The sequence below is a fragment of the Streptomyces sp. NPDC051322 genome (assembly GCF_040689485.1).
GTDB lineage: Bacteria > Actinomycetota > Actinomycetes > Streptomycetales > Streptomycetaceae > Streptomyces.
Genome location: NZ_JBFBAK010000001.1, coordinates 707,913 through 730,151, shown reverse-complemented (window position 1 = coordinate 730,151; position 22,239 = coordinate 707,913). Strand labels below are relative to the sequence as shown.

The window sequence follows — 22,239 nt, the reverse complement described above, 5'->3', positions numbered from 1 at the left end:
TGCATGAGCACCGTAGCGCCCGCATCCGATGTCCGCAGGCACGAGCTCGCAGACTTCCTGCGCAGCCGCCGCGAACGCATCACCCCCGAGCAGGTCGGCCTGGCGCGCGGCACCCGCAGGCGTACGCCGGGGCTGCGCCGCGAAGAGGTCGCCCAGCTCTCCGCGGTGGGCGTCACCTGGTACACCTGGCTCGAGCAGGCCCGGGACATCCAGGTCTCCCCGCAGGTGCTGGACGCCATCGCCCGCACCCTGCTCCTCGACCGGAGCGAGCGCAGCCACCTCTTCGCGCTGTCGGGCGCCGTCGACCCGGCGCCCAACACCGTCTGCCCCAGCATCACGCCCGCGCTGACGGCGATGATCGAGCAACTCGACCCGATCCCGGCCTCCATCCAGAACAGCCGTTACGACATCCTCGCGTACAACAGAACCTACGGTCGGCTGCTCTGCGACCTCGATGCCGTCGCGCCCGAGGACCGCAACTGCATGCTGCTCTCCTACACCAACGAGGCATGGCGTTCCTCGGTCGTCGATCTCGACGAGATGAACCGGGTGATGGCCGCGAAGTTCCGGGCCTCGATGGCCGAGCATCTCGCCGAGCCGGCGTGGAAGGCACTGCTGAAACGGCTGGAGGCGTCGCCCGAGTTCCGCGAGCTCTGGGCGCGCCATGAGGTGGTCGGCCCCGGCGGCAGGACCAAGCGTTTCCACAACAGCGCGGTGGGCCCGTTGCTGCTGGATCACACCAATCTCTGGCTGGGACCGGAGTCCGGTCCCCGGCTGGTGACCTACGTACCGGCCAACGCCGAGTCCCGCGAGCGGCTCGAGCGGCTCTACGCCTCGACGCCCGCCACGCTCTGAGCCGTCTCCGGCTCCCCGAGCCGCTCGGCGGTCCGCAGCGCGGTCCGCCGGGCCCAGCTGCCGCTGGTCAGCAGTCCGAACGCCAGGACGGCGGCCCCGCATCCGGTGATGATCCACCAGGCCGTCCTGCTCGCATCCGCGAAGCCCGCGGTATGGGCGGCGCCGCTCACTCCCGATGCCAGTACGGCACCGATGACGGCGACCCCCAGCGTCGAGCCCACCTGCCGGCTGGTCGAGGCGACCGCCGCCGCCACCCCCGCCTGGGCTCGGGGCATGCCGGAGACCGCGGTGTTGGTGATCGGTGCGTTCACCATGCCGAAGCCGATGCCGAAGAGCACGTATCCGGTGAAGAGCAGCACCGTGTTGGTCTCCGCGTCGAGGATCGCGAAGATCAGCCCGCTGAGTGCCATCGCGGCACCCGCGATCAGCAGCGAGAGCCGTGGCCCCCGGTTGCCCACCAGCCGTCCGGACAGCGGCGCGCAGACGAAGGTGAGCGCGGCCATCGGCAGCATGTAGAGCCCGGCGTGCAGCGCGGAGAGGCCGCGGACGTTCTGCAGATACAGCGTGTTGAGGAAGAGGAAGCCACCGAGCGCGGCGAATCCGCAGACCGCGATCACCGTGGCACCGCTGAACGGCGCGCTGTGGAAGAAGCGCAGGTCGATCAGCGGCTCGCGGCGCCTCGGCTCGTACGCCAGAAGCCCGGCGAGGGCGCCCACCGCCAGGGCGGCGAACGTCAGGATCAGCGGCGAGGCCCAGCCCGCCGACGGCGCCTCGATGATCGCGTACGTCACCGAGCCGAGCAGCACCATGACCAGCAGCTGCCCCACCGGATCCGGTCGGCGCGCCCTGGGGGCGCGGGACTCCGGCACGTAGCGCCAGGTCAGCAACAGAGCGGCCAGGCCCACCGGGAGATTGATCCAGAAGATCGAACGCCAGCCGACCGAGTCCACCAGTACCCCGCCGATCAGCGGCCCCGCGGCCATGGAGATGCCGACCACACCGCCCCACACCCCGATCGCCCGGGCGCGTTCGCGGGGCTCGGTGAACGTGTTGGTGATGATCGACATCGCGACCGGGTTGAGCATCGAACCGCCGACGGCCTGCACCATCCGGAAGATGACCAGTGACTGCAGGTCCGGTGCGACGGAACACAGCACCGAGCCGACGGTGAAGATCACGAGCCCCGTCTTGAAGACCCTGCGGCGGCCGAGCCGGTCGGCCGCCGACCCCGCGAGCATCAGCAGCGACGCCAGGACCAGCGTGTACGCGTCGATCGTCCACTGCATCCCGGAGACCGAGGTGCGCAGCTCCTTCGCCATCGAGGGGAGAGCGACGTTGAGGACGGTGTTGTCCAGGCTGACGATCAGCAGACTCATGCAGCAGATCGCGAGCACCAGCATTCTGCGGCGGTGACTGAGCTCGGGCATCCATCAATAGTACGGCTAACTAACGACTGCTCGGATACGCGACAATGGGTCCATGACCACCCTCTCCATCGGTCCGCACTCCGTGCAGCCGCCCGTCGTGCTCGCCCCCATGGCGGGTATCACCAACGCCCCGTTCCGCACCCTCTGCCGCGAATTCAGCGGTGGCAAGGGGCTGTTCGTCAGCGAGATGATCACGACGCGGGCGCTGGTGGAGCGCAACGCGAAGACCATGCAGCTGATCCACTTCGACAGGACCGAGACGCCGCGCTCGATCCAGCTGTACGGAGTTGACCCGGTCACCGTCGGCAAGGCGGTGCGCATGATCGTGGACGAGGACCTCGCCGACCACATCGACCTCAACTTCGGCTGCCCGGTCCCCAAGGTCACCCGCAAGGGCGGTGGCTCCGCGCTCCCCTTCAAGCGTCCGCTGCTGCGCGCGATCCTCAACGAAGCGGTCTCCAACGCGGGCGCGCTGCCGGTCACCATCAAGATGCGCAAAGGCATCAACGACGACCACCTCACCTATCTCGACGCCGGCCGGATCGCCGTCGACGAGGGCGTCACGGCCGTCGCCCTGCACGGCAGGACCGCCGCTCAGCACTACGGCGGCACGGCGGACTGGGACGCCATCGCACGGCTCAAGGAGCACGTGCCGGAGATCCCGGTCCTCGGCAACGGCGACATCTGGTGCGCCGACGACGCCCTGCGGATGATGCGGGAGACCGGCTGCGACGGTGTGGTCGTGGGACGTGGCTGCCTGGGCCGGCCCTGGCTCTTCGGCGACCTGGTGAGCGCCTTCGAGGGCTCCGCCGCCCGGCAGGCACCCACGCTGCGCGAGGTGGCCGCCGTGATGCTGCGGCACGCGACGCTGCTGGGGGAGTGGATCGGCGACGAGACCCGCGGGGTCATCGACTTCCGTAAGCACGTGGCCTGGTACCTCAAGGGCTTCTCCGTGGGCTCCCAGATGCGCAGGCAGCTGGCCGTCACCTCGTCGCTGGACGAACTGGGCGGCCAGTTGCACGAGCTGGACCTGGACCAGCCGTGGCCGGACGGCGCGGACGGCCCGCGCGGCCGTACGTCGGGCAACAATAGGGTGGTACTGCCGGACGGGTGGCTGAAGGATCCTTACGACTGCGCGGGAGTGAGCGCGGACGCCGAACTGGACACCTCCGGCGGCTGAATCGCCCCGCGGCGCCCGCCGCACGCTGCCCGCCGCGTGCCGGCCGAATGGGCCCGCTCATCTGTGCACGCGGCACTGAGTGCCGTGCCCGGCGGCGCCGGTGACCTGGCGCCCCGGATCCGCTCTGCCAGAATCGCCGTATGGCTGCCCACGACGCTGATCACGGTTACCTGCTGGACAACCAGCAGTCGGAGGCAGGCGTCCGCTTCGGCGCCCTGAGCGAACTGTTCGATCCGGTGACGTTCCGGCACGTCGACCGGCTCGGGATCACCCGCGGGATGCGGTGCTGGGAGGTCGGCGCCGGGGGTCCTTCCGTACCGCTCGGACTGGCCGAACGGGTCGGCCCCACCGGCAAGGTGATCGCCACCGACATCGACGTGTCCTGGACCCGGGACATCGGCGACGGGGTGACCGAGGTGCTGCGCCACGACGTGGCGGCCGACCCGCCGCCGTCCGGCGGCTTCGACCTGGTGCACGCCCGGCTGGTCCTGGTGCACGTCACCGACCGCGCCGAGGCGCTGCGCCGGATGATCCAGGCGTTGCGGCCCGGCGGATGGCTGCTCCTGGAGGACGCCGATCCCGGGTTGCAGCCCCTGCTGTGCCCGGACGAGTCGGGCCCCGAGCAGCAGCTCGCCAACCGGCTGCGCTCCGGCTTCCGCACCTTGATGGCGGCGCGCGGCGCGGACCTCGCATACGGGCGCACCCTGCCACGGCTGCTGCGCGAAGCGGCGCTGCACGACGTGCAGGCCGACGGCTACTTTCCGATCACTTCGCCGGCCTGCGCCGTTCTCGAAACGGCGACCGTGCAGCAGATCCGCCGCCTGCTGGTGGCGGACGGGATCGCCGCCGACGACGAGATCGACCGCCACCTGGCGAACGTCGCCACCGGACGCCTGGACCTCGCCACCGCCCCGATGGTCTCCGCCTGGGGACGCCGTCCGTGAGGGCCTCTCCCGAGGTCCGCATCCTGAAATCCGGGCACCCGTCCGGGCGTGATTCTCGCCACGCTTGATGAGGTGCATGCTCAAACGAGCGGTTCGTGTCGGGGTGCATTTCTCAAAGGTTGGCACTGAGTGCCACCGCTCGATCATTCCGTGCTCGAACGTAAACTTGCCGAAAGTGAACGAACGGTTACGCTTCGTTTATCCAGCGCTTCATTGGGTTCAAGAGATGAACGAACGAGGGCGAGAGGCTCATCGCCCGGATCGCTTTGGATCTGCTGGCAGACGAGTGGTTACAGCCACATGACGCACAAGTGGACGTACCGAGGTGCCTTCGATCTGGGTATGTTCCTCGCCGTCAGGGCAGCCACCGCGTCCTCGAGGAGTCGAGACCCGTGTCGGAAAACAAAGATCCCCACGTAACGAAGTTCGTCTACGACTTCACCGAGGGCAACAAGGATCTCAAGGATCTGCTCGGCGGAAAGGGCGCCAACCTCGCCGAGATGACCAATCTCGGACTGCCCGTTCCTCCGGGCTTCACCATCACCACCGAGGCGTGCAAGGTCTACCTCGACAGCGGCCACGAGCCCGCCGCGCTGCGCGATGAGGTCAGTGCGCACCTCGACGCCCTCGAGAAGACCATGGGCAAGAAGCTCGGCCAGCACGACGACCCGCTGCTCGTCTCGGTCCGTTCCGGCGCCAAGTTCTCCATGCCGGGGATGATGGACACCGTCCTCAACATCGGGCTCTCCGACAAGTCGGTGATCGGCCTCACCAAGCAGGCCGGTGACGAGCGCTTCGCCTGGGACTCCTACCGCCGCCTCATCCAGATGTTCGGCAAGACGGTGCTCGACGTCGACGGCGACCTCTTCGAGGACGCGCTGGAGGCCGCCAAGGACGCCAAGCAGGTCAGCGTGGACACCGACCTCGAAGCGGCCGATCTGAAGAAGCTGGTCCGCCACTTCAAGAAGATCGTCAAGCAGGAGGCGGGCCGGGACTTCCCGCAGGACCCCCGGGAGCAGATGGACCTTGCCATAAAGGCGGTGTTCGAGTCCTGGAACACCGACCGCGCCAAGCTCTACCGCCGTCAGGAGCGCATCCCCGGCGACCTCGGCACGGCCGTCAACATCTGCTCGATGGTCTTCGGTAACCTGGGCCCCGACTCCGGCACCGGTGTCGCCTTCACTCGCGACCCGGCCAGCGGCCACCAGGGCGTCTACGGCGACTACCTGCAGAACGCGCAGGGCGAGGACGTCGTCGCCGGCATCCGCAACACCGTGGCGCTCGCTGATCTGGAGCAGATCGACAAGACGTCCTACGACCGGCTGATGCAGATCATGGAGACCCTGGAGACCCACTACAAGGATCTCTGCGACATCGAATTCACCATTGAGCGCGGCCAGTTGTGGATGCTGCAGACTCGGGTCGGCAAGCGCACCGCGGGCGCCGCGTTCCGCATCGCCACCCAGCTCGTGGACCAGGGACTGATCGACGAGGCAGAGGCGCTGCAGCGGGTCAACGGGGCGCAGCTCGCCCAGCTGATGTTCCCCCGCTTCGACGACGGCGCCAAGGTCGACCAGCTCGGCCGCGGCATCGCCGCATCGCCCGGCGCGGCCGTCGGCAAGGCTGTCTTCGACTCGTACACCGCGATCAAGTGGTCCCGTTCCGGTGAGAAGGTCATCCTGATCCGCCGCGAGACCAACCCGGACGACCTCGACGGCATGATCGCCGCTGAGGGCATCCTCACCTCGCGCGGCGGCAAGACCTCGCACGCCGCCGTGGTCGCCCGCGGCATGGGCAAGACCTGTGTCTGCGGCGCCGAGGAGATCGAGGTCGACACCAAGCGCCGCCGGATGACCGCACCGAACGGCGTGGTCATCGAGGAGGGCGACATCGTCTCGATCGACGGTTCGTCCGGAAAGGTCTACGCGGGCGAGGTGCCCGTCGTGCCCTCGCCGGTCGTCGAGTACTTCGAGGGCCGGATGCACGCCGGAGCCGACGACGCCGACGAACTGGTCGAGGCGGTGCACCGGATCATGGCGTACGCCGACCGCCGCCGCCGGCTGCGGGTGCGCGCCAACGCGGACAACGCCGAGGACGCGCTGCGCGCCCGCCGGTTCGGGGCCCAGGGCATCGGCCTCTGCCGCACCGAGCACATGTTCCTCGGCGAGCGACGTGAGCTCGTCGAGCGGCTGATCCTGGCCGACACCGACGACGAGCGGGAGACGGCGCTGGGCGCGCTGCTGCCGCTGCAGAAGAAGGACTTCGTCGAGCTCTTCGAGGCGATGGACGGGCTGCCCGTCACGGTCCGGCTGCTCGACCCGCCGCTGCACGAGTTCCTGCCCGACATCACCGAACTGTCGGTCCGGGTCGCGCTCGCCGAGTCCCGCAAGGACTCCAACGAGAACGACCTGCGCCTGCTGCAGGCCGTGCACAAGCTGCACGAGCAGAACCCGATGCTGGGTCTGCGCGGGGTCCGTCTCGGCCTGGTCATCCCCGGCCTGTTCGCCATGCAGGTACGGGCCATCGCCGAAGCGGCCGCCGAGCGCAAGAACGGCAAGAGCGACCCCCGTGCGGAGATCATGATTCCGCTGGTCGGCACGGTCCAGGAGCTGGAGATCGTCCGCGAGGAGGCCGACCGGGTCATCGCCGAGGTCGAGGCCGCCACCGGCACCGAGCTGAAGCTGACCATCGGCACCATGATCGAGCTGCCCCGCGCCGCGCTCACCGCGGGCCAGATCGCCGAGGCCGCACAGTTCTTCTCCTTCGGCACCAATGACCTCACACAGACCGTGTGGGGCTTCTCCCGGGACGACGTGGAGGCCTCGTTCTTCACCGCTTACCTGGAGAAGGGCATCTTCGGGGTCTCACCGTTCGAGACCATCGACCGGGACGGTGTGGGCTCCCTGGTCCGCAGCGCCTGCGAAGCCGGCCGCGCCACCCGCCCCGACCTCAAGCTGGGCATCTGCGGCGAGCACGGCGGTGACCCGGAGTCGGTGCACTTCTTCCACGAGGTGGGCCTGGACTACGTCTCCTGCTCACCCTTCCGCATCCCGGTGGCCCGGCTCGAAGCGGGCCGCGCGGCGGCGCTGTCGAAGGGCAGCGACAGCCGCTGAGCACAACTCCGGGGCCGCCGCCGGGTTCAACCTGACCCTCACCGGCCCGGCGGCGGTTCCGGTGCAACAGACGGAGGGGCGGCAACCCGTGCGGGGGTGCCGCCCCTCCGCCGTGGGCCGGAACGATCTCGGGCACGATCTCCGGGCCGATCGATGAGTTTCCTTCCGGCCGTTCGTCTACCTCTGTGCAAGGCACGCCGCACGGTGGGCCACGAACCCGGAAAGAGACCGTCATGCCTCAGCTGATCTTCGTCAACCTGCCGGTCAAGGACCTGGAGGTCTCGAAGGCCTTCTTCACCAAGCTCGGATACACCATCAACCCGCAGTTCACCGATGAGAACGCCGCCTGCGTGGTCATCAGCGACACCATCTACGCGATGCTGATCACCGAGCCGTTCTTCAAGCAGTTCACCAAGAAGGACATCGCCGACGCCACCGCGACCACCGAGGTCCTGGTCTGTCTCACCGCGGACAGCCGGGAAGCGGTCGACCAGCTCGTCGACACGGCGCTGGCCTCCGGCGGCTCACCCGCCAACGACACCCAGGAGCAGGGGCCGATGTACGGGCGTTCCTTCCAGGACCCCGACGGTCACATCTGGGAAGTCATGTGGATGGACCCGGCCGCCGTTCAGGGCTGAAGAGCGGCGTACGACACCCCGGTGAGCTGCTCCGACGCCGCCCACAGCCGTTCGCCCGCCGTATCGTTCGTCGTCCACTTCGCCCGCCAGGACGGTGCGGGGGCGCCGCGCCAGGCCAGGAAGCGCGGTCCGGTGAAGGAATCGGGCCGCACACCGGGCGCGGTGGCCGCGTACAGCGCGGGCAGCGCGCCGGCCTCCGCGGGCTGGGCGATCAGCCGGTTGCCGAGCAGCGCCAGCCGCTCGGCGGCCCGGCGGCCCTCCATCCGTACGCCGGCCGTCTGGAGGTTGGTGTCCGCGTAACCGGGGTGGGCGGCGGCAGCGACGACAGGGGATCCGGTGGCGGCCAGCCGCCGGGCCAGCTCGTGGACGAACAGCAGGTTTGCTGTCTTGGACCGCCCGTAGGCGATCCAACGGCGATACCCGTGCTCACTGTTGAGGTCGTCGATGTCGATGTTGGCCAGGGCATGCGCGCCGCTGGACATACTCACCACCCGGGCGCCCGGGGTGGCCAGCAGCTTCGGCAGCAGCAGTCCGGTGAGGGCGAAGTGCCCCAGGTGGTTGACCCCGAACTGGGTCTCGAATCCGTCGGCCGTCCGCCGGTACGGGAGGGCCATCACCCCGGCGTTGTTGATCAGCAGATCGAGGCGGTCGCCGGTGTATCCGGCGGCGAATTCCCGCACCGAGGAGAGGTCGGCGAGGTCCAGCGGCGCGAACACGGCCTCCGCGCCCGGCACCTCCCGCCGGATCCGGGCCTCCGCCTCGGTGCCGCGAGCCGCGTTGCGGCAGGCGAGGACCACCCGCGCACCGCATCGGGCCAGCTCGCGCGCGGTGACGTATCCGATGCCGCTGTTCGACCCGGTGACCACGGCGGTGCGACCGCTCTGGTCGGGGATGTCACGCGAAGTCCAGCCCTTGGTCATGCGCCCAGCGTACGACCGGGGCCGCCGCCCTGCCCGGTGCGCAACGCTCAGGCCGCCCGCACGGTGAACGACGGGACGGAGACCTGTTCGTCGTCGAGGCAGGCGCCGGTCGCCAGGTCGAAGCGCTGTTTGAGCAGCGGGGACGCCACGAAGGCACGGCCCTCGTGGGTGCCGATCAGTCCGCGGGAGAGCACCTGGGCACCGCTGAAGGGGTCCCGGTTGCCGATGGCGTACGGGCGGGCGCCGCGGTCCAGGAAGAGGGCGACCTGGCGGCCGTCCGGGAGCAGGGCGGCCACGCCGCGGCCGGGGATCAGGTCGGAGCGGTCGCAGACCGGCAGCCAGTCCTCGTTCACCAGGAGTTCGAGAGTCATCGCGCGGTCGTCCCTTCCAGGGCGTCGAAGCGTTCGAGGGTCAGGATCATCAGGTCGGGCTTGATCTGGTCGCGTTCCGGAACGAAGGCGACCGTCGGGTCCGGGGCGTCGGGGGCGTTGACGAAGGAGACGAAGCGGCGCAGCCGCTCCGGGTCGTTGATGGTTTCCGCCCATTCGTCGCGGTAGTTGGCGACATGTGCGGCCATCAGCGCCTCCAACTCGTCGCAGAGCCCGAGCGAGTCGTGGACGACGACGTCCCGCAGGTGGTCGAGGCCGCCTTCCAGGCGCTCCAGCCAGGCCGCCGTACGCTCCAGCCGGTCGGCGGTGCGGATGTAGAACATCAGGAACCGGTCGATCAGCCGGACCAGTTCCGCGTCGGACAGGTCCTGGGCCAGCAGGTCCGCGTGGCGCGGGGTCGCGCCGCCGTTGCCGCCGACGTAGAGGTTCCAGCCGTTGGCGGTGGCGATCACGCCGAAGTCCTTCGACTGGGCCTCCGCGCACTCACGCGCACACCCGGAGACCGCCGACTTCAGCTTGTGCGGCGCCCGCAGTCCGCGGTAGCGCAGCTCCAGGTCGATGGCCATCCGCACCGAGTCCTGGACGCCGTAACGGCACCAGGTCTGCCCCACACAGGACTTCACGGTGCGCAGCGCCTTGCCGTACGCGTGACCCGACTCGAAGCCCGCGTCGACCAGCCGGGTCCAGATGAGCGGGAGCTGCTCGACCCGGGCCCCGAACAGGTCGATGCGCTGGCCACCGGTGATCTTCGTGTAGAGGCCGAAGTCCCGGGCCACCTCGCCGATCACGATGAGTTTCTCCGGGGTTACCTCGCCGCCGGGGATGCGCGGCACGATCGAGTACGAACCGTTCTTCTGCAGGTTGGCCAGGAAGTGGTCGTTGGTGTCCTGCAGGGCCGCCTGCTCACCGTCCAGGATGTAGCCGCTGGCCTCGATGGCCGGAGCCAGGCTCGCCAGGATGGAGCCGACGGTCGGCCGGCAGACCTCGCAGCCCTCACCGCCGCGTGCCGCCTCCCGCCCGTGGCTGTCCAGCAGCTCGGCGAAGGTGTTGATCCGCAGGGTGCGGGCGATCTCGTACAGCTCACTGCGCGTGTGCGGGAAGCAGCCGCAGAGCCCCTTGTCGCCGGTCTCCGGCAGCAACTGGCCGATCAGCTTGATGCAACTCCCGCAGCCGGTGCCGGCCTTGGTGCACTTCTTGACCTCGGGCAGCGTCGAGCAGGCGGTGATGGCCGCCTTGGTGACGTTGTGGCAGTTGCAGATCACCGCGTCGTCGGGGAGCGAGGAGGGTCCGAGGGTGACGGCGGAACCGGCGGGTGCGATCAGCTCTTCGGGAGGCACCGGAGGCACCGAACCGGTCAGCGGCCGCAGCATCGCGTAGGCGTCCGCGTCGCCCACCAGGATCCCGCCGAGCAGGGCGCCTTCGGGGGAGATCACCAGTTTCTTGTAGACACCGGAGCGGGAGTCCGCGTAGACCACGTCCAGCGAGCCGTCGGCGTGACCGTGCGCGTCGCCGAAGGACGCCACGTCCACACCGAGCAGCTTGAGCTTGGTGGACAGGTCGGCGCCCGAGAACGCCTTGCTGTCACCGGCGATGGTGACCGCCGCGGTCTCCGCCATCTCGTAACCTGGCGCCACAAGTCCGTACACCCGGCCGTCCGCAGCGAGCGCGCACTCACCTATCGCGAACACCGCCGGGTCGGACGTCCGGCACTGCTCGTCGACCAGGATGCCGCCGCGTTCGCCCACCGTCAGGCCGCAGTCGCGGGCCAGCTGGTCGCGCGGGCGGACCCCGGCCGAGAAGACCACCAGGTCGGTGTCGAGCGTCGTACCGTCCGACAGCGCCATGCCGTTGACCGTGCCGTCGTCCCCGGTGGTCACCTCCTGGGTGCCGACCCCGGTGTGCACGGTCAGGCCCATCGAGCTGATCGTGCGCAGCAGCGCCGCGCCACCGCCCTCGTCGACCTGCACCGGCATCAGCCGCGGGGCGAACTCCACGATGTGGGTGTCGAGGCCGAGGCCGCTGAGCGCTCCGGCCGCCTCCAGACCGAGCAGCCCGCCGCCGACGACCGCACCGGTCTTCGCGGTCCTGGCGTAATCCTCGATGGCGAGCAGGTCCTCGATGGTCCGGTAGACGAAGCAGCCCGTCGCGTCCTTGCCGGGCACCGGCGGCACGAAGGGGTACGAGCCGGTGGCCAGCACCAGCGTGTCGTAGCCGAAGACCCGCCCGCTGCGCGAGGTGACCTTCCGGGCGGCGCGGTCCACGTTCTGCGCGGGGTCGTCGAGGTGCAGCTCGATGCCGTGCCGGTCGAGGAAGCCGTCCTCGACCAGCGAGAGGTCGTCGGGGGTACGGCCGGAGAAGTACGAGGTCAGCTGGACCCGGTCGTAGGCGGGGCGGGGCTCCTCGCAGAGCACCACCACGCGGGCCGTGTCGGTCACGCCCTGCTCGGCGATGGCCTCGAGGAAGCGCTGGCCGACCATCCCGTGGCCGATGACCACGATCGTGGGAGTGGACATCTCAAGAGCCTCCAAGCAGATGGAACAGCGGGGTGGAGGGGAGCGGCTCGTCGCCCTCCCAGGTGCGGGCGAGCTCATCGACAGTGGTGAGGTCGCCGAGAAGTACGCCACCGACCAGACGGTCGCCGCGGACGACGACCTTGCGGTACGCGCCCCGGGTGGCATCGGCGAGACGGACCACGTCATCGCCGGGAAGTGGAGTGGTCTCGCCGAAGGCGGCGAGGTCGAGGGGGCCCGAGCCCTGCAGGGTGAGCCGGGTCAGCGCCCGGGTGCCGGTGTACGAGGCGGGCTCACCGGCCAGCAGACCGGCCAGCACATCGGCCTGTTCCAGGGCCGGCCCCGCCAGACCGTAGACCTGGCCCCGGTGCTCGGCGCAGTCGCCGATGGCGCGGATGTGCGGGTCGGACGTGCGCAGCTCGTCGTCGACCACCACGCCCCGCCGCACCTCGAGCCCGGCGGCCCTGGCCAGCCCGGTCCTGGGACGTACCCCGCAGGCCAGCACGGTGAGATCGGAGCCGAGTACGTATCCGTCGGCGAGCTCGACGTCCCGCCCGCGCAGCCCGCGCACCCGGCACTCGGTGTGCACCTCGACGCCCAGCGACTCCAGGTGTTCCCGGAGCAACCCGCTGGCCTGCAGATCGAGTTGGCGTTCCATCAGGTGCTCGCCCTGCTGGGTCAGCACCACCTGGGCGCCGCGCTCGGCGAGCGCCCTGGCCGCGGAGACGCCCAGCAGCCCGCCGCCGATGACCACCGCACGGGTGCCTTCGGTGACCGCCGCGGCGAGCGCCAGACAGTCGTCCATGGTGCGGAAGGGGTGCACACCGTCCGGCAGGTCGTCACCGAGCCCGCGCAGCGGCGGCAGCACCGGGTTCGAGCCGGTGGCCAGCACCAGCGTGGAGTACGGGACGGCACTGCCGTCGTCGCACTGCACGACCCGGTCGGCCCGGTCGATCCTGACCGCCCGCACCCCGCGCCGTACCTCCGTCGCGGGAAGCGCGATGACCTCGGGCCCGTACCGGCCCGCGAGGACGTCGGCGAGCAGCACGCGGTTGTACGGCGCCTGCGTCTCCTCGCCCAGTACGGTGACGTGCGCGGCCGGCCCGGCCCCCGCCGCCAGTTGCCGGGCGAGCCGGGAGCCGGCCGTACCGCCGCCGATCACCACGATGTCCTTGACCATGACCACAGCGTGCGGTGCGGGTGTTACCCGTCGGGTTCCCGGCTGTTTCCCCGGGGACACGTTGCGCTCAGCGTCGGCGGGGGCGGGGTGTGAGGGACCGGGGGAGGTGGGGTGAACCGAACCATTCACTTCCGTGCAGGCACGATCGATCCGGGGCCGCCCGGCCGGAAGGCTGACCCCCATGGACCTCACACAGCAGCCCCTCGCCGACCGAGGCGCCCGCCGCAATCGTTCCGCCCACCTGGCCCGCGTCATTCTCCGCGAACCCTTCCGGGCCGGGACCTGGCGGCGTACGGCGTACGTCCTCCTGGCCCTCCCCGTCGGCCTCCTCTGCGTACCGCTCGCCCTGGTCGGCGGCCCCGCGGGCCGCATCCAGCGCGGGCTCGCCCGCCGCCTGCTGCACCTGCATCTCGGAGAGCCCCCGCGCACCGGGCCGGTGGCCCTCGCGCATGCGGTGATCAGCAGCCCGCTCAACCTGATGGCCGCGGTGACCAGCGGCTACTTCTGGACCATCGTGGTGATCAACTTCGGCTTCCCGCTGCGGAGCGACGGCGAACCGTCGCACTCCTGGGGTGGACCGACCATGGCGGGCGCCTGGGCGGTGCATGCCGGGGCCGGCGGGGCGACGTTCCTGTTCCTCACGCCCTGGGTCGTCAAGGGATTCACGGCGCTGCAGGCGCGGCTGGTGACCGGCTTCCTGGGCACGGACCGCACCGGCCTGCTGCGCAACACGGGCATCGCCCTCGGGGTCGCCGCCGTATGCGCCGTGCTTTCCGCCCCGATCATCCACCAGCTCTAAGTTGTCCCGCATGCGACAACGTCTGTGCGCCGTCCTCTATGCGGTACTGGCCCTGCCCATCGCCTTGGCGGGTATGGTGCTGGTCCTCTACGGCCTGCTGATCGGCGGAGCCCTCTCGGTCACCGCGCTCGGACCGTGGCTGATCGCGCTGACGGTACGCGGCGCGGTCAGCATCGGCGGGCTCCAACGGCGGCTCGTCGGTGCCTTGTTGGGCTTCGGAAGCGCTGCTCGCCGCGGTCGACGAACACCGTCCGGACGCCGCGGTGATCGACATCAGGCTGCCGCCCGGCCACACGGACGAGGGCCTCCGCGCGGCGGTCGCGATCCGCCGGTCGTCGCCCCGGGTCGGTTTGCTGATCTTCTCCCAGTACGTCGAGACGAAGTACGCGGCGCAGCTGCTCGGCGCGGGAACCGGCGGGGTCGGGTACCTGCTCAAGGAACGCGTCGTGAACATCGCCGAGTTCGTCGAGGCGTTGGGCCGGGTCGCCGCAGGCGGCACCGCGCTCGACCCCGAAGTCGTCGCCCAGCTCTTCGGCGCAAGCCGCCGCGCCTCGGCGCTGGACACCCTCACCCCGCGCGAGCGGGAGGTGCTGGGGCTGATGGCCCAAGGCCGTACGAACCACTCCATTGCCGCGTCCTTCGTCGTCTCGGAGCGCGCCGTGGAGAAACACATCTCCAACATCTTCACCAAGCTGGACCTGCCACCGTCGGAGACGGGGCACCGCAGGGTGCTGGCGGTGCTGCGGTATCTGGAGGTGTCGGGGGCGTAGGCGTGTCGACCCGGTACATCACCTGTCATACCGGTGAAACCCCCGGCCCGCCTTCCTGCCGAGGAGCCCTGCCTCCACCATGCGTTGCAGCAGGGGCGGCGGCGCGTAGAGAGGCTCCTTGAACTCGTCGAACATCGACTCGGCGATCGCCTGGGTGGTGTCCAGGCCGATCAGGTCGGTCAGGGCGAGCGGGCCCAGCGGGTGTGCGCAGCCGTGCACCATGCCGCCGTCGATGTCGGCGGCGGTGGCATAGCCGGACTCGAGCATCCGCACCGCGGCGAGCAGGTAGGGAACCAGCAGCGCGTTCACCACGAAGCCGGCCCGGTCGGTGGCTCGGATCACCTGCTTTCCCAGCGTATCGGTGAGGAATCGCCGAGTACGCAGTTCCGTCTCCTCACCGGTCAGCAAGGAAGGCACCAGCTCCACGAGGTCGAGCACCGGCACCGGGTTGAAGAAGTGGATGCCGACGACCTGCTGCGGACGGGTGGTCACCATGGCGAGCTTCGCGATCGGTATCGACGAGGTGTTGGAGGCGAGGATCGCGTCGGTGCGGCACACGACCCTGTCGAGGACGGTGAACACCTCCGTTTTGATGCGCTCGTTCTCCGCCACGGCTTCGATCACCATGTCCCGGTCGGCCAGTTCGCCGAGGTCGGTGGTGAGACGCAGCCGACCGAGTGCCGCCCGGCGGTCGGCTTCCGACAGTTTTCCGCTGCGGACACCGCGGGCGAGGGACGCCTCGATGCGGCCTCGCCCGTGGGCCAGTGCGTCGGAGTTGATCTCAGCGACCGTAACCTCCAGGCCGCCTCGCGCGCACACTTCGGCGATCCCCGAGCCCATGAGCCCGGCGCCCACGACGCCGATGCGGTGGACCGTCTCCATGTGTGGTCTCCTTCCGGCCGCCCGTGGCGGGCCGATGGTCCCGATAGTGAACTGGAACGGACATGGCCGTCAGTCTTCGTGCGCTGCCGGGACCGGGCCGGACGTCTCGAGCTCCGCTTCGGTTTCGTCCGCCGCCATCGCCCGTTCGCCCTCCAGGTCGAGCGAACGGCACACCAGGAGATAGACGCCGGTGGCGACGACCAGGCCCACCGGCATGGTGATGTCGATGCCGCCGAGCCATCCGGCCACCGGGCCCATGGAGCTGCCGATCACCGCGAACGGCATCATCGCGGCGAAGCCGACGCCGTAGGCCAGCAGACCCCGCCAACTCCACCGGCCGTAGGTGCCGCGGGGATTGAAGATCTGCCGGATCGAGTAGTGGCCGCGCCGCACCACGTAGAAGTCGACCAGGTTGATCGCGGTCCACGGGGTGAACAGGAAGCCCAGGACGGTCAGGAACTCACCGAACTGCTCGATGAAGTGCTCGTCGGAACCGAAGGCGATCACGGTCGACAGCACCCCGATGACGACCAGGGCGACCACCCGTTTGGTGACCGTGGGCCTGGTCTGCTTGATCGAGTCCATGCTGGAGAGCAGGGTCAGGCTGCCGCCGTAGAAGTTCAGTGCCTCGATGGAGATCAGCGGCACCACGGTGATCACCAGCAGCGTCACACCGAAGCCGGGGAACAGCGTGTTGCCGGCGGAGACCACCGAGTCCACCAGATCGGTCTTCGGAAACAACCCAGCGGCGACCGTGCCGACGAGCATCATCCAGGCACCCCCGACCCACGCGCCGACATAGGTCCACCAGAAGGACGATCGCACACCGACCGACGGCGGCAGATAGCGCGAGTAGTCCGACACGTAGATGGACCAGGAGAGCTGATACACCGCGGCGGTGAAGAACTGGATCAGGAACGGGGTGAGCGCGAAGGACCCCAGATCCAGCTGCGCCGAGGTGAACGGGTTCACCATCACGACGCCCACGGAGAACACCACGAGCGCGGCCAGGATGAGGTAGGTGAGCCAGCGCGAGGCCCGGTGTATGAAGTCATAGCCGACCACGGCCAGCACGATGGCCAGGACCGCGTAACCGACGAAGCTCATGCCGGTCGGTACACCGGCCAGGTGCTGCATGGTGCTTCCGATCAGCACCTGGTTGAAGGCCGTGTAACCGATATAGGTCACCAGCGCCACCACCCACACCAGGAGTGCTCCCATGAAGCCGAACTGCGGCCGTGACTGCACCATCTGGGGCAGACCGAGCTGGGGGCCCTGAGCGGAGTGGAAGGCCATGAAGAAGGTGCCGAAGGCGCCTCCGAGTACGACGGCTACAGCCGTCCAGATCATGTTGCCGCCGAGTGTCACACCGATGGCGCCGGTTGCGACCGTCGCCAGGTGCGCGTCACCGGCGAACCACACCGGAAACAGGTGCCACACCTTGCCGTGCCGCTCCGCGAGCGGCACATAGTCGATCGAGCGGGACTCTATACCGAGTCTCCTGGCCGGCTGTGGCTGAGCCGAACCGGTCGTACTGGGGGTGCTGACTGCCATGTCGCTCCTCCTGAAGGGTGCGAGGGCCGTCGGCGGCCCTCGCCGGCGGTCCTCCTTCCGCTGATCTGCCGGCTCAGGCCGTGCGGTTGAGCGCGGCGTACGCAAGCTGCTCGAGCAGCAGTGACGCCTCACGGGGCGCATCGGTGGCGGCAGCTATCACCTGCTTGGCGACGGAGACCGCCAACGGTGGCTGAGCGGCCAGCTCGCGGCCGATCTCCAACGCCCGGTCCACATGGCAACCGGGTGCGCAGACTTCACTCAGCACGCCCCACGCGTGGGCCTCGGCCGCCGGCATGCGACGGCCGCGCAGCACCAGGTCCCGGGTACGCGCCGGGCCGATGCAGCGGACCAGCCGGGTGACGCCGCCGGAACTGGGCAGGATGCCGATCCCGACCTCCGGCAGGGCGAACGAGGCGCTCGGGTCTGCGATCCGGATGTCGGCGGCCAGCGCCAACTCCAGTCCGCCGCCCAGGCAATGGCCGGCGATAGCGGCCACGGTCGGCTGGGGGAGGGCCGCGAACGTCTCGTACACCGCTCCCGATGCGCGGTAGTACTCGGCGATCGCCTCGGGAGTCATCTCCCTCAGCTCCCCCACGTCGGCTCCTGCGGAGAACACCCGCTGCCCGCCGGTGATCACCACTGCCCGGCTGGTGCGCACCTCTTCGGAACGCAGTGCATCGAGCAGCCGGGCCTCCAGATGAGTGGAAAGCGCATTGAGTTTGGCCTCCCTGCGCAACTCGACGACGGCGACGTCACCGCGCCGCGAGAGATGAACGCTGCCGGCGGCGGTCATTCAGGACTCCGTGCGGAAGGAGAGCAGGCCGGACAGTCCGCGCTTGCCGATCTCGTTGCCGATGACCAAGCGCTGGATCTCGGAGGTGCCCTCCCAGATGCGGTCCACGCGCAGCTCGCGCCAGAGCCGCTCCACCGGGTAGTCGCGCATGTAGCCGCGACCGCCGAAGATCTGCAGCGTCCGGTCGACGACCCGGTTGGACGCCTCGGAGGCGGCGAGCTTGACGGTGGCCGCCTTCGCGTGCAGCGTCTTGCGGTCGCCGCCTTCGGTGAACTCCCAGGCGACCTGATGGGTCAGCGCCCGGTTGGTCGCGATGTCCACGACACAGTCGGCGAGCATCCCCTGGATCAGCTGGCGGCTGATCAGCGTCTCGCCGCCTTGCACCCGCTGGCCGGCCCACTCGGTGGCCAGCGTCAGCGCGCGCTCCGCAGCACCGATGGTGCGCGCGCCGATCATCAGGCGCTCCTCGGTGAACCAGTCGCGGGTCAGTTCGTAGCCCTGGCCGACCCCGCCGAGCACGGCGTCCGCGTCGACTCGTACGTCCTCGAAGAGGAACTCCGGGTGCTCGTATACGAAGGTGTGGGTGTAGCGGGGGGTCCGCTTGACCGACACTCCGGGGGTGTCCTTGTCGATCAGGAACAGCGTCGGGGCGTTCTGCGGCTGGACGTTGGCGAGCACGATCAGGAAGTCGGCCGCATCCCCGACGGTCACGAACCACTTCTCGCCGTTGATACGGTATCCGTCGCCGTCCGGGACGGCGGTGGTGGCGATGCCGGACGGGTCGGAGCCGGCATTCTCCTCGGTGATCGCCACGGCGTCGCGGCAACGGCCTTGGATGCCGGGGAGCAGATAGCGCTCGCGCTGCTGCGGTGTGCAGGCCCGCAGGCAGTTGGCGGGGCGCCAGACCGTGTCCCACAGTGCGTTGGTGAGCTTGCCGAGTTCGTCCTGCACCACGACCTGTTCCAGCACGGTCAGACCGGCGCCGCCCCACTCGGTCGGCATGTTGATCGCCTGCAGGCCGCTGGCCAGTACTTCTTCCCGAATGGCCGCCAGCGCCTCGACGGACAGCCCGTTTTCGGCCTCGCACTGGTCCTCGTACTGCATGATTTTGCCGGTGAGACCGGCGGCACGCTGCTTGAGCTCGGCGAGCCTGGGGGTGAGAGCGAACTCCATGGTGTTTCTCCTTTTTTTACGTGGATCGGAGGGAGGGGAGTAGGGCAGCGCGGGGTCATGGGCGAAGCGGGGGGTGTGTGCCGGAGCGGTGTGGCGCCGGGAGCCGGTGCTCAGCCGATGGGCACGATGCGGGCATCCAGGCCCTGGGCTCCGCCCGGAGTCGCGAGCAGAGGATTGACCTCCAGTTCGGCGATGTCCGGGTGGACAGCGGCCACTTCGGTGATGGCGGCCACCGCGTGCGCCAGTGCATCGAGGTCGACGGCCGGCCTGCCGCGCACGCCTCGCAGGAGGGCGGCGGTGCGCAGCCCGGAGAGCATCTCCAGGGCCTGGGCGGGCTCCAGCGGAGCCAGTGCGAAGGACACATCGCGGAGCACCTCGGTGGTGACCCCACCAAGACCCACCATGGCGACCGGGCCGAAGCGCGGGTCGCGCCGCACACCGACGATCAGCTCCACACCGTCGGTCAGGTCCGCCATGGCCTCCACACAGAAGCCGGGCGGATCGAGCCGGACGGCCATATCGGTCACGGCGTCCCGCACGGCCTGCTCTCCGGCGAGCCCCAGCGCGACCCCGCCGGAGTCCGACTTGTGCAGCAGGCCCAGGGCTTTGATCACCACGGGACAGCCGATGTCCGCCGCCGCCCGCACTGCCTCGTCCGCGGTATGCACCAGCCGGGCGTCGGGGAACGACACACCGGCCGTGCGGATCAGTTCCCGCGCGGTCCAGTAACCGTCATCAGGCACGGGGGGCGCGGGATCGGGCAGTGACCTCGGCGGGTGCGCCGGCGGGGCGTGTCGCGCCATCAGGCCCAGGCTCCGTGCTGCGTCCTCCACCGCACGGAACACCGGGACGCCTTGTCGCCGCAGCTCGTCGGCGGCCGGGCTGGCGGCGCACATGGTGTGAACCACCACCGGCTTACCCCTGCCGCGCACCTTTTCGCCCATGGCCCGCGCGGTGGCGATCTCAGCACGGGCCAGCTCCGGACCGTACCGCCCGTATCCGCCGAAGTAGCCGGTGACCAGGACGCTGTCGACATCGGGATCGGCGAGCAGCAGGTCCAGCGTGGTGCAGAAGGAGGTGATGTCCTGTTCTCCTGCCCCGGCCAGGTCCACCGGGTTGCCCACCCCGGCCGACGGGGGCAGCAGGTGCCGCAGCGCATCGGCCCGTTGGGGGGTGAATTCCGGTACGGACAGGCCGTGCGCCTCTGCGGTATCGCAGGCCACCGATGCGTGACCGCCGCCGTCGGCGAGCACCGCGACCCGGCGGGCGGGGGCCGGACCGAACCGGTGCAGCAGGTGCAGCAGGTCGGCCATCTCGTGCGGGCTGGACACCCGGTCGACGCCCGCCGCCCGGCAGGCGGCGTCGATGACCGAGCTGTCGCTGGTCAGGGCTCCCGTATGGGACTTGGCGCCGCGTGCCGAGGCTGCGCCGCCGCCCACGGTCAGCAGCACCACGGGTTTGCCCGCGGCCACCGCGTCGGCGGCGGCGGCCACGAAGGCCCGGCCGTCGCCGAAGTCCTCGCAGTACACAGCGATCATGTCGGTGCCGGGGTGATCGGCGTAGGCGCGGACCAGATCCGCGACCCCCAGATCAGCCTGGTTGCCCAGCGAGGCGAAGCGGGAGAACCCGAGAGCACGGTCCTCGAGAATGCCGCTCAGCTCCAGCGCCATGTTGCCGCTCTGGGATATCAGCCCGACAGATCCGGCCGGCAGCGGATTGGAGGCCAGGTAAAGGCCGCTGGTGCTGTCCAGGACGCCGAGGCAGTTGGGCCCGAGCAGGACTGCTCCGGCCTCCCGGACCCGGGCGGCGAGCGCCGTCTGGAGCAGTCGCCCGTCCTCGCCCAGTTCCCCGAAACCGGCGGTGATGCCGACGATCGCCCGAACACCGGCGGCCAGGCAGTCGTCGACGGCGGCCGCGAATCCGGCGGCGGGCACGGCGATGACGGCCAGGTCGACCGGCCCCGGCACCTCGGCGAGGCTGCGGTAAGCGGGCTCGCCGAGTACCGGCCCACCACGGCGGTTGACCAGATGGACGGGTCGGTGGCCCTTCATCCGCAGGGCCTGCACGCTGATCCAATTGCCGTACTTGGAGCGGTCGTTGCTGGCTCCGATGATGGCGACAGCGCGCGGGGAGAACAGCGGGGAGAGATCGCGTGCCGACGCGGGATCCGTGCGGGATCCGATGGGAGCGGTGAGCGTCATGGCTGAGCCTCCGGCAGAGGCTGAGGGACGGGGTGCCCGGTACCCCAGGCGTCGGCGCCGCCGTCCACGACGACGGTCGTGCCGGTGACGTAGGAACCCCCGGGAGAGGCGAGGAAGGAAATGACGCCGGACACGTCCTCCGGACGGCCGAGCCTGCCCAGCGGCACGGCCTGCGTCCAGCGTTCGCGGTCGGCCGTCGTGTAGTTGTCGTCCAGGCCCTCGGTGGCGATGGTGCCGGGCGCCACGCACACGGCGCGAATTCCGTACCGGCTCCACTCCAGGCTGAGTCCCGCCGCGAGATTCTCCACGGCGGCTCGGGCCGCCGACGCGTGAACCATGCCCGGGATGCCCCGGCGCGGGGAGAACGCGATGAAGAAGACAGCGCCCGAGCGCTGCGGGATCATCGCCCGCAGTGCCACTTCCCGGGTGACCGCCCAGGTGGCATCGACCGCCAGCCGGTGCACCGCGCGCCAGCCCTTGGGGCTGATGTCCTCGGCGGGAGCCGAGAACTGGCCGCCCGCGTTGTTCACCAGGATGTCGATGCGTCCGTACTCCAGCAGGGCACGGTCGACGACCTCGGACACCTGCTGCTCCTCGCGGATGTCCACGGACAGTGCGAGGCATTCGCCCCCGGCTGCGGCGATCGTCTGCCGTACGGCCTCCAGCGGCTCGGCCCGGCGGCCGCAGATCACGACCTTTGCACCGCCGGCTGCCAGGTCGAGCGCGGTCGCCCGGCCGATCCCGGTTCCACCTCCGGTGATCAGGGCGACGCGGCCGGCATGGACGTCGGACCGGAGCACGCCGGTCGGCGGCGTGGGGGCACCCGGCGGCGATACGCCGTCGGACGGGAGTGGAGCGCTCCGCACGGAGGCCTCCTCGGTCGAAGAAAAGGTTTGACTGATGCGTCAGTT

The 22,239-nt window shown here is 69.9% G+C and carries 18 protein-coding genes and 1 pseudogene; 8 read left to right on the top strand and 11 right to left on the bottom strand.

Annotation, left to right across the window (positions count from 1 at the left end; translation table 11 throughout):
- Nucleotides 1-3: 3 nt before the first annotated feature.
- Nucleotides 4-855 carry a helix-turn-helix transcriptional regulator gene (locus tag AB0436_RS03395; RefSeq protein WP_366465951.1) on the top strand — a complete coding sequence of 284 codons (852 nt, stop codon included), beginning with the start codon at nt 4-6 and terminating at the stop codon, nt 853-855.
- Here the strand turns inward: AB0436_RS03395 and AB0436_RS03390 are convergent.
- On the bottom strand, nt 828-2,282 hold the full coding sequence (locus AB0436_RS03390) for an MFS transporter (protein WP_366465950.1): 1,455 nt from the start codon (nt 2,280-2,282) through the stop codon (nt 828-830). The two genes, AB0436_RS03395 and AB0436_RS03390, sit on opposite strands and share 28 nt — an antisense overlap.
- Nucleotides 2,283-2,334: 52 nt before the next feature.
- On the opposite strand from AB0436_RS03390, the gene dusB reads away from it, so the two are divergent.
- The 4 genes from dusB to AB0436_RS03370 all read left to right on the top strand — a co-directional run bounded on the left by dusB (nt 2,335) and on the right by AB0436_RS03370 (nt 8,157).
- Nucleotides 2,335-3,462 (top strand): tRNA dihydrouridine synthase DusB, encoded by a 1,128-nt coding sequence (gene dusB, locus AB0436_RS03385; RefSeq protein ID WP_366465949.1) that lies wholly within the window; start codon nt 2,335-2,337, stop codon nt 3,460-3,462.
- 140 nt (nt 3,463-3,602) lie between these two features.
- The gene (locus AB0436_RS03380) at nt 3,603-4,406 is read left to right on the top strand and encodes a methyltransferase domain-containing protein (protein ID WP_366465948.1); all 804 of its coding nucleotides are present in this window, start codon (nt 3,603-3,605) and stop codon (nt 4,404-4,406) included.
- Between the two features lie 392 nt (nt 4,407-4,798).
- A complete protein-coding gene (ppdK, locus tag AB0436_RS03375) occupies nt 4,799-7,519 on the top strand; it encodes a pyruvate, phosphate dikinase (protein WP_366465947.1) in 2,721 nt (906 codons plus the stop codon).
- 233 nt (nt 7,520-7,752) lie between these two features.
- Entirely contained in the window at nt 7,753-8,157 is a 405-nt protein-coding gene (locus AB0436_RS03370; protein ID WP_366465946.1) for a VOC family protein, read from the top strand.
- Here AB0436_RS03370 and AB0436_RS03365 read toward each other — a convergent pair.
- Genes AB0436_RS03365 through AB0436_RS03350 form a run of 4 tightly spaced genes read right to left on the bottom strand, consistent with a single transcriptional unit; the run spans nt 8,148 to nt 13,156 of the window.
- On the bottom strand, nt 8,148-9,077 hold the full coding sequence (locus tag AB0436_RS03365; protein WP_366465944.1) for an oxidoreductase: 930 nt from the start codon (nt 9,075-9,077) through the stop codon (nt 8,148-8,150). The two genes, AB0436_RS03370 and AB0436_RS03365, sit on opposite strands and share 10 nt — an antisense overlap.
- Before the next feature lie 47 nt (nt 9,078-9,124).
- Nucleotides 9,125-9,448 (bottom strand): nitrite reductase small subunit NirD, encoded by a 324-nt coding sequence (gene nirD, locus AB0436_RS03360; protein ID WP_366465943.1) that lies wholly within the window; start codon nt 9,446-9,448, stop codon nt 9,125-9,127.
- Complete coding sequence (gene nirB, locus AB0436_RS03355; RefSeq protein ID WP_366465942.1) at nt 9,445-11,979, bottom strand: nitrite reductase large subunit NirB; 2,535 nt, start codon at nt 11,977-11,979, stop codon at nt 9,445-9,447. The genes nirD and nirB overlap by 4 nt, the downstream gene beginning before the upstream one ends.
- A gap of 1 nt (nt 11,980) precedes the next feature.
- Nucleotides 11,981-13,156, bottom strand: coding sequence for an FAD-dependent oxidoreductase (locus AB0436_RS03350; protein ID WP_366465941.1), 1,176 nt, complete (start codon nt 13,154-13,156; stop codon nt 11,981-11,983).
- Between the two features lie 181 nt (nt 13,157-13,337).
- Here AB0436_RS03350 and AB0436_RS03345 point away from each other — a divergent pair, with 181 nt between their 5' ends.
- The 3 genes and pseudogenes from AB0436_RS03345 (at nt 13,338) to AB0436_RS03335 (ending at nt 14,725) form a co-directional block, all read left to right on the top strand.
- Nucleotides 13,338-13,955: a hypothetical protein gene (locus tag AB0436_RS03345; protein WP_366465940.1), complete on the top strand. Its 618-nt coding sequence runs from the start codon at nt 13,338-13,340 to the stop codon at nt 13,953-13,955.
- 10 nt (nt 13,956-13,965) lie between these two features.
- Nucleotides 13,966-14,145, top strand: a pseudogene (locus AB0436_RS03340) (sensor histidine kinase); the annotation flags it as partial.
- 10 nt (nt 14,146-14,155) lie between these two features.
- The gene (locus AB0436_RS03335) at nt 14,156-14,725 is read left to right on the top strand and encodes a response regulator transcription factor (RefSeq protein ID WP_366465939.1); all 570 of its coding nucleotides are present in this window, start codon (nt 14,156-14,158) and stop codon (nt 14,723-14,725) included.
- 18 nt (nt 14,726-14,743) lie between these two features.
- On the opposite strand, the gene AB0436_RS03330 is transcribed toward AB0436_RS03335, so the two are convergent.
- The 6 genes from AB0436_RS03330 to AB0436_RS03305 all read right to left on the bottom strand — a co-directional run bounded on the left by AB0436_RS03330 (nt 14,744) and on the right by AB0436_RS03305 (nt 22,194).
- Entirely contained in the window at nt 14,744-15,607 is an 864-nt protein-coding gene (locus tag AB0436_RS03330; RefSeq protein WP_366465938.1) for a 3-hydroxybutyryl-CoA dehydrogenase, read from the bottom strand.
- Nucleotides 15,608-15,676: 69 nt separating this feature from the next.
- Nucleotides 15,677-17,161 carry a cytosine permease gene (locus tag AB0436_RS03325; protein ID WP_366465937.1) on the bottom strand — a complete coding sequence of 495 codons (1,485 nt, stop codon included), beginning with the start codon at nt 17,159-17,161 and terminating at the stop codon, nt 15,677-15,679.
- Between the two features lie 73 nt (nt 17,162-17,234).
- Nucleotides 17,235-17,954 carry an enoyl-CoA hydratase/isomerase family protein gene (locus AB0436_RS03320; RefSeq protein WP_366465936.1) on the bottom strand — a complete coding sequence of 240 codons (720 nt, stop codon included), beginning with the start codon at nt 17,952-17,954 and terminating at the stop codon, nt 17,235-17,237.
- Nucleotides 17,955-19,127, bottom strand: a complete 1,173-nt coding sequence (locus AB0436_RS03315) for an acyl-CoA dehydrogenase family protein (protein WP_366465935.1) — start codon at nt 19,125-19,127, stop codon at nt 17,955-17,957. It lies immediately after the preceding gene.
- Nucleotides 19,128-19,237: 110 nt separating this feature from the next.
- On the bottom strand, nt 19,238-21,328 hold the full coding sequence (locus AB0436_RS03310) for an acetate--CoA ligase family protein (RefSeq protein WP_366465934.1): 2,091 nt from the start codon (nt 21,326-21,328) through the stop codon (nt 19,238-19,240).
- Nucleotides 21,325-22,194: an SDR family oxidoreductase gene (locus tag AB0436_RS03305; RefSeq protein ID WP_366465933.1), complete on the bottom strand. Its 870-nt coding sequence runs from the start codon at nt 22,192-22,194 to the stop codon at nt 21,325-21,327. The genes AB0436_RS03310 and AB0436_RS03305 overlap by 4 nt, the downstream gene beginning before the upstream one ends.
- Nucleotides 22,195-22,239: the final 45 nt, after the last annotated feature.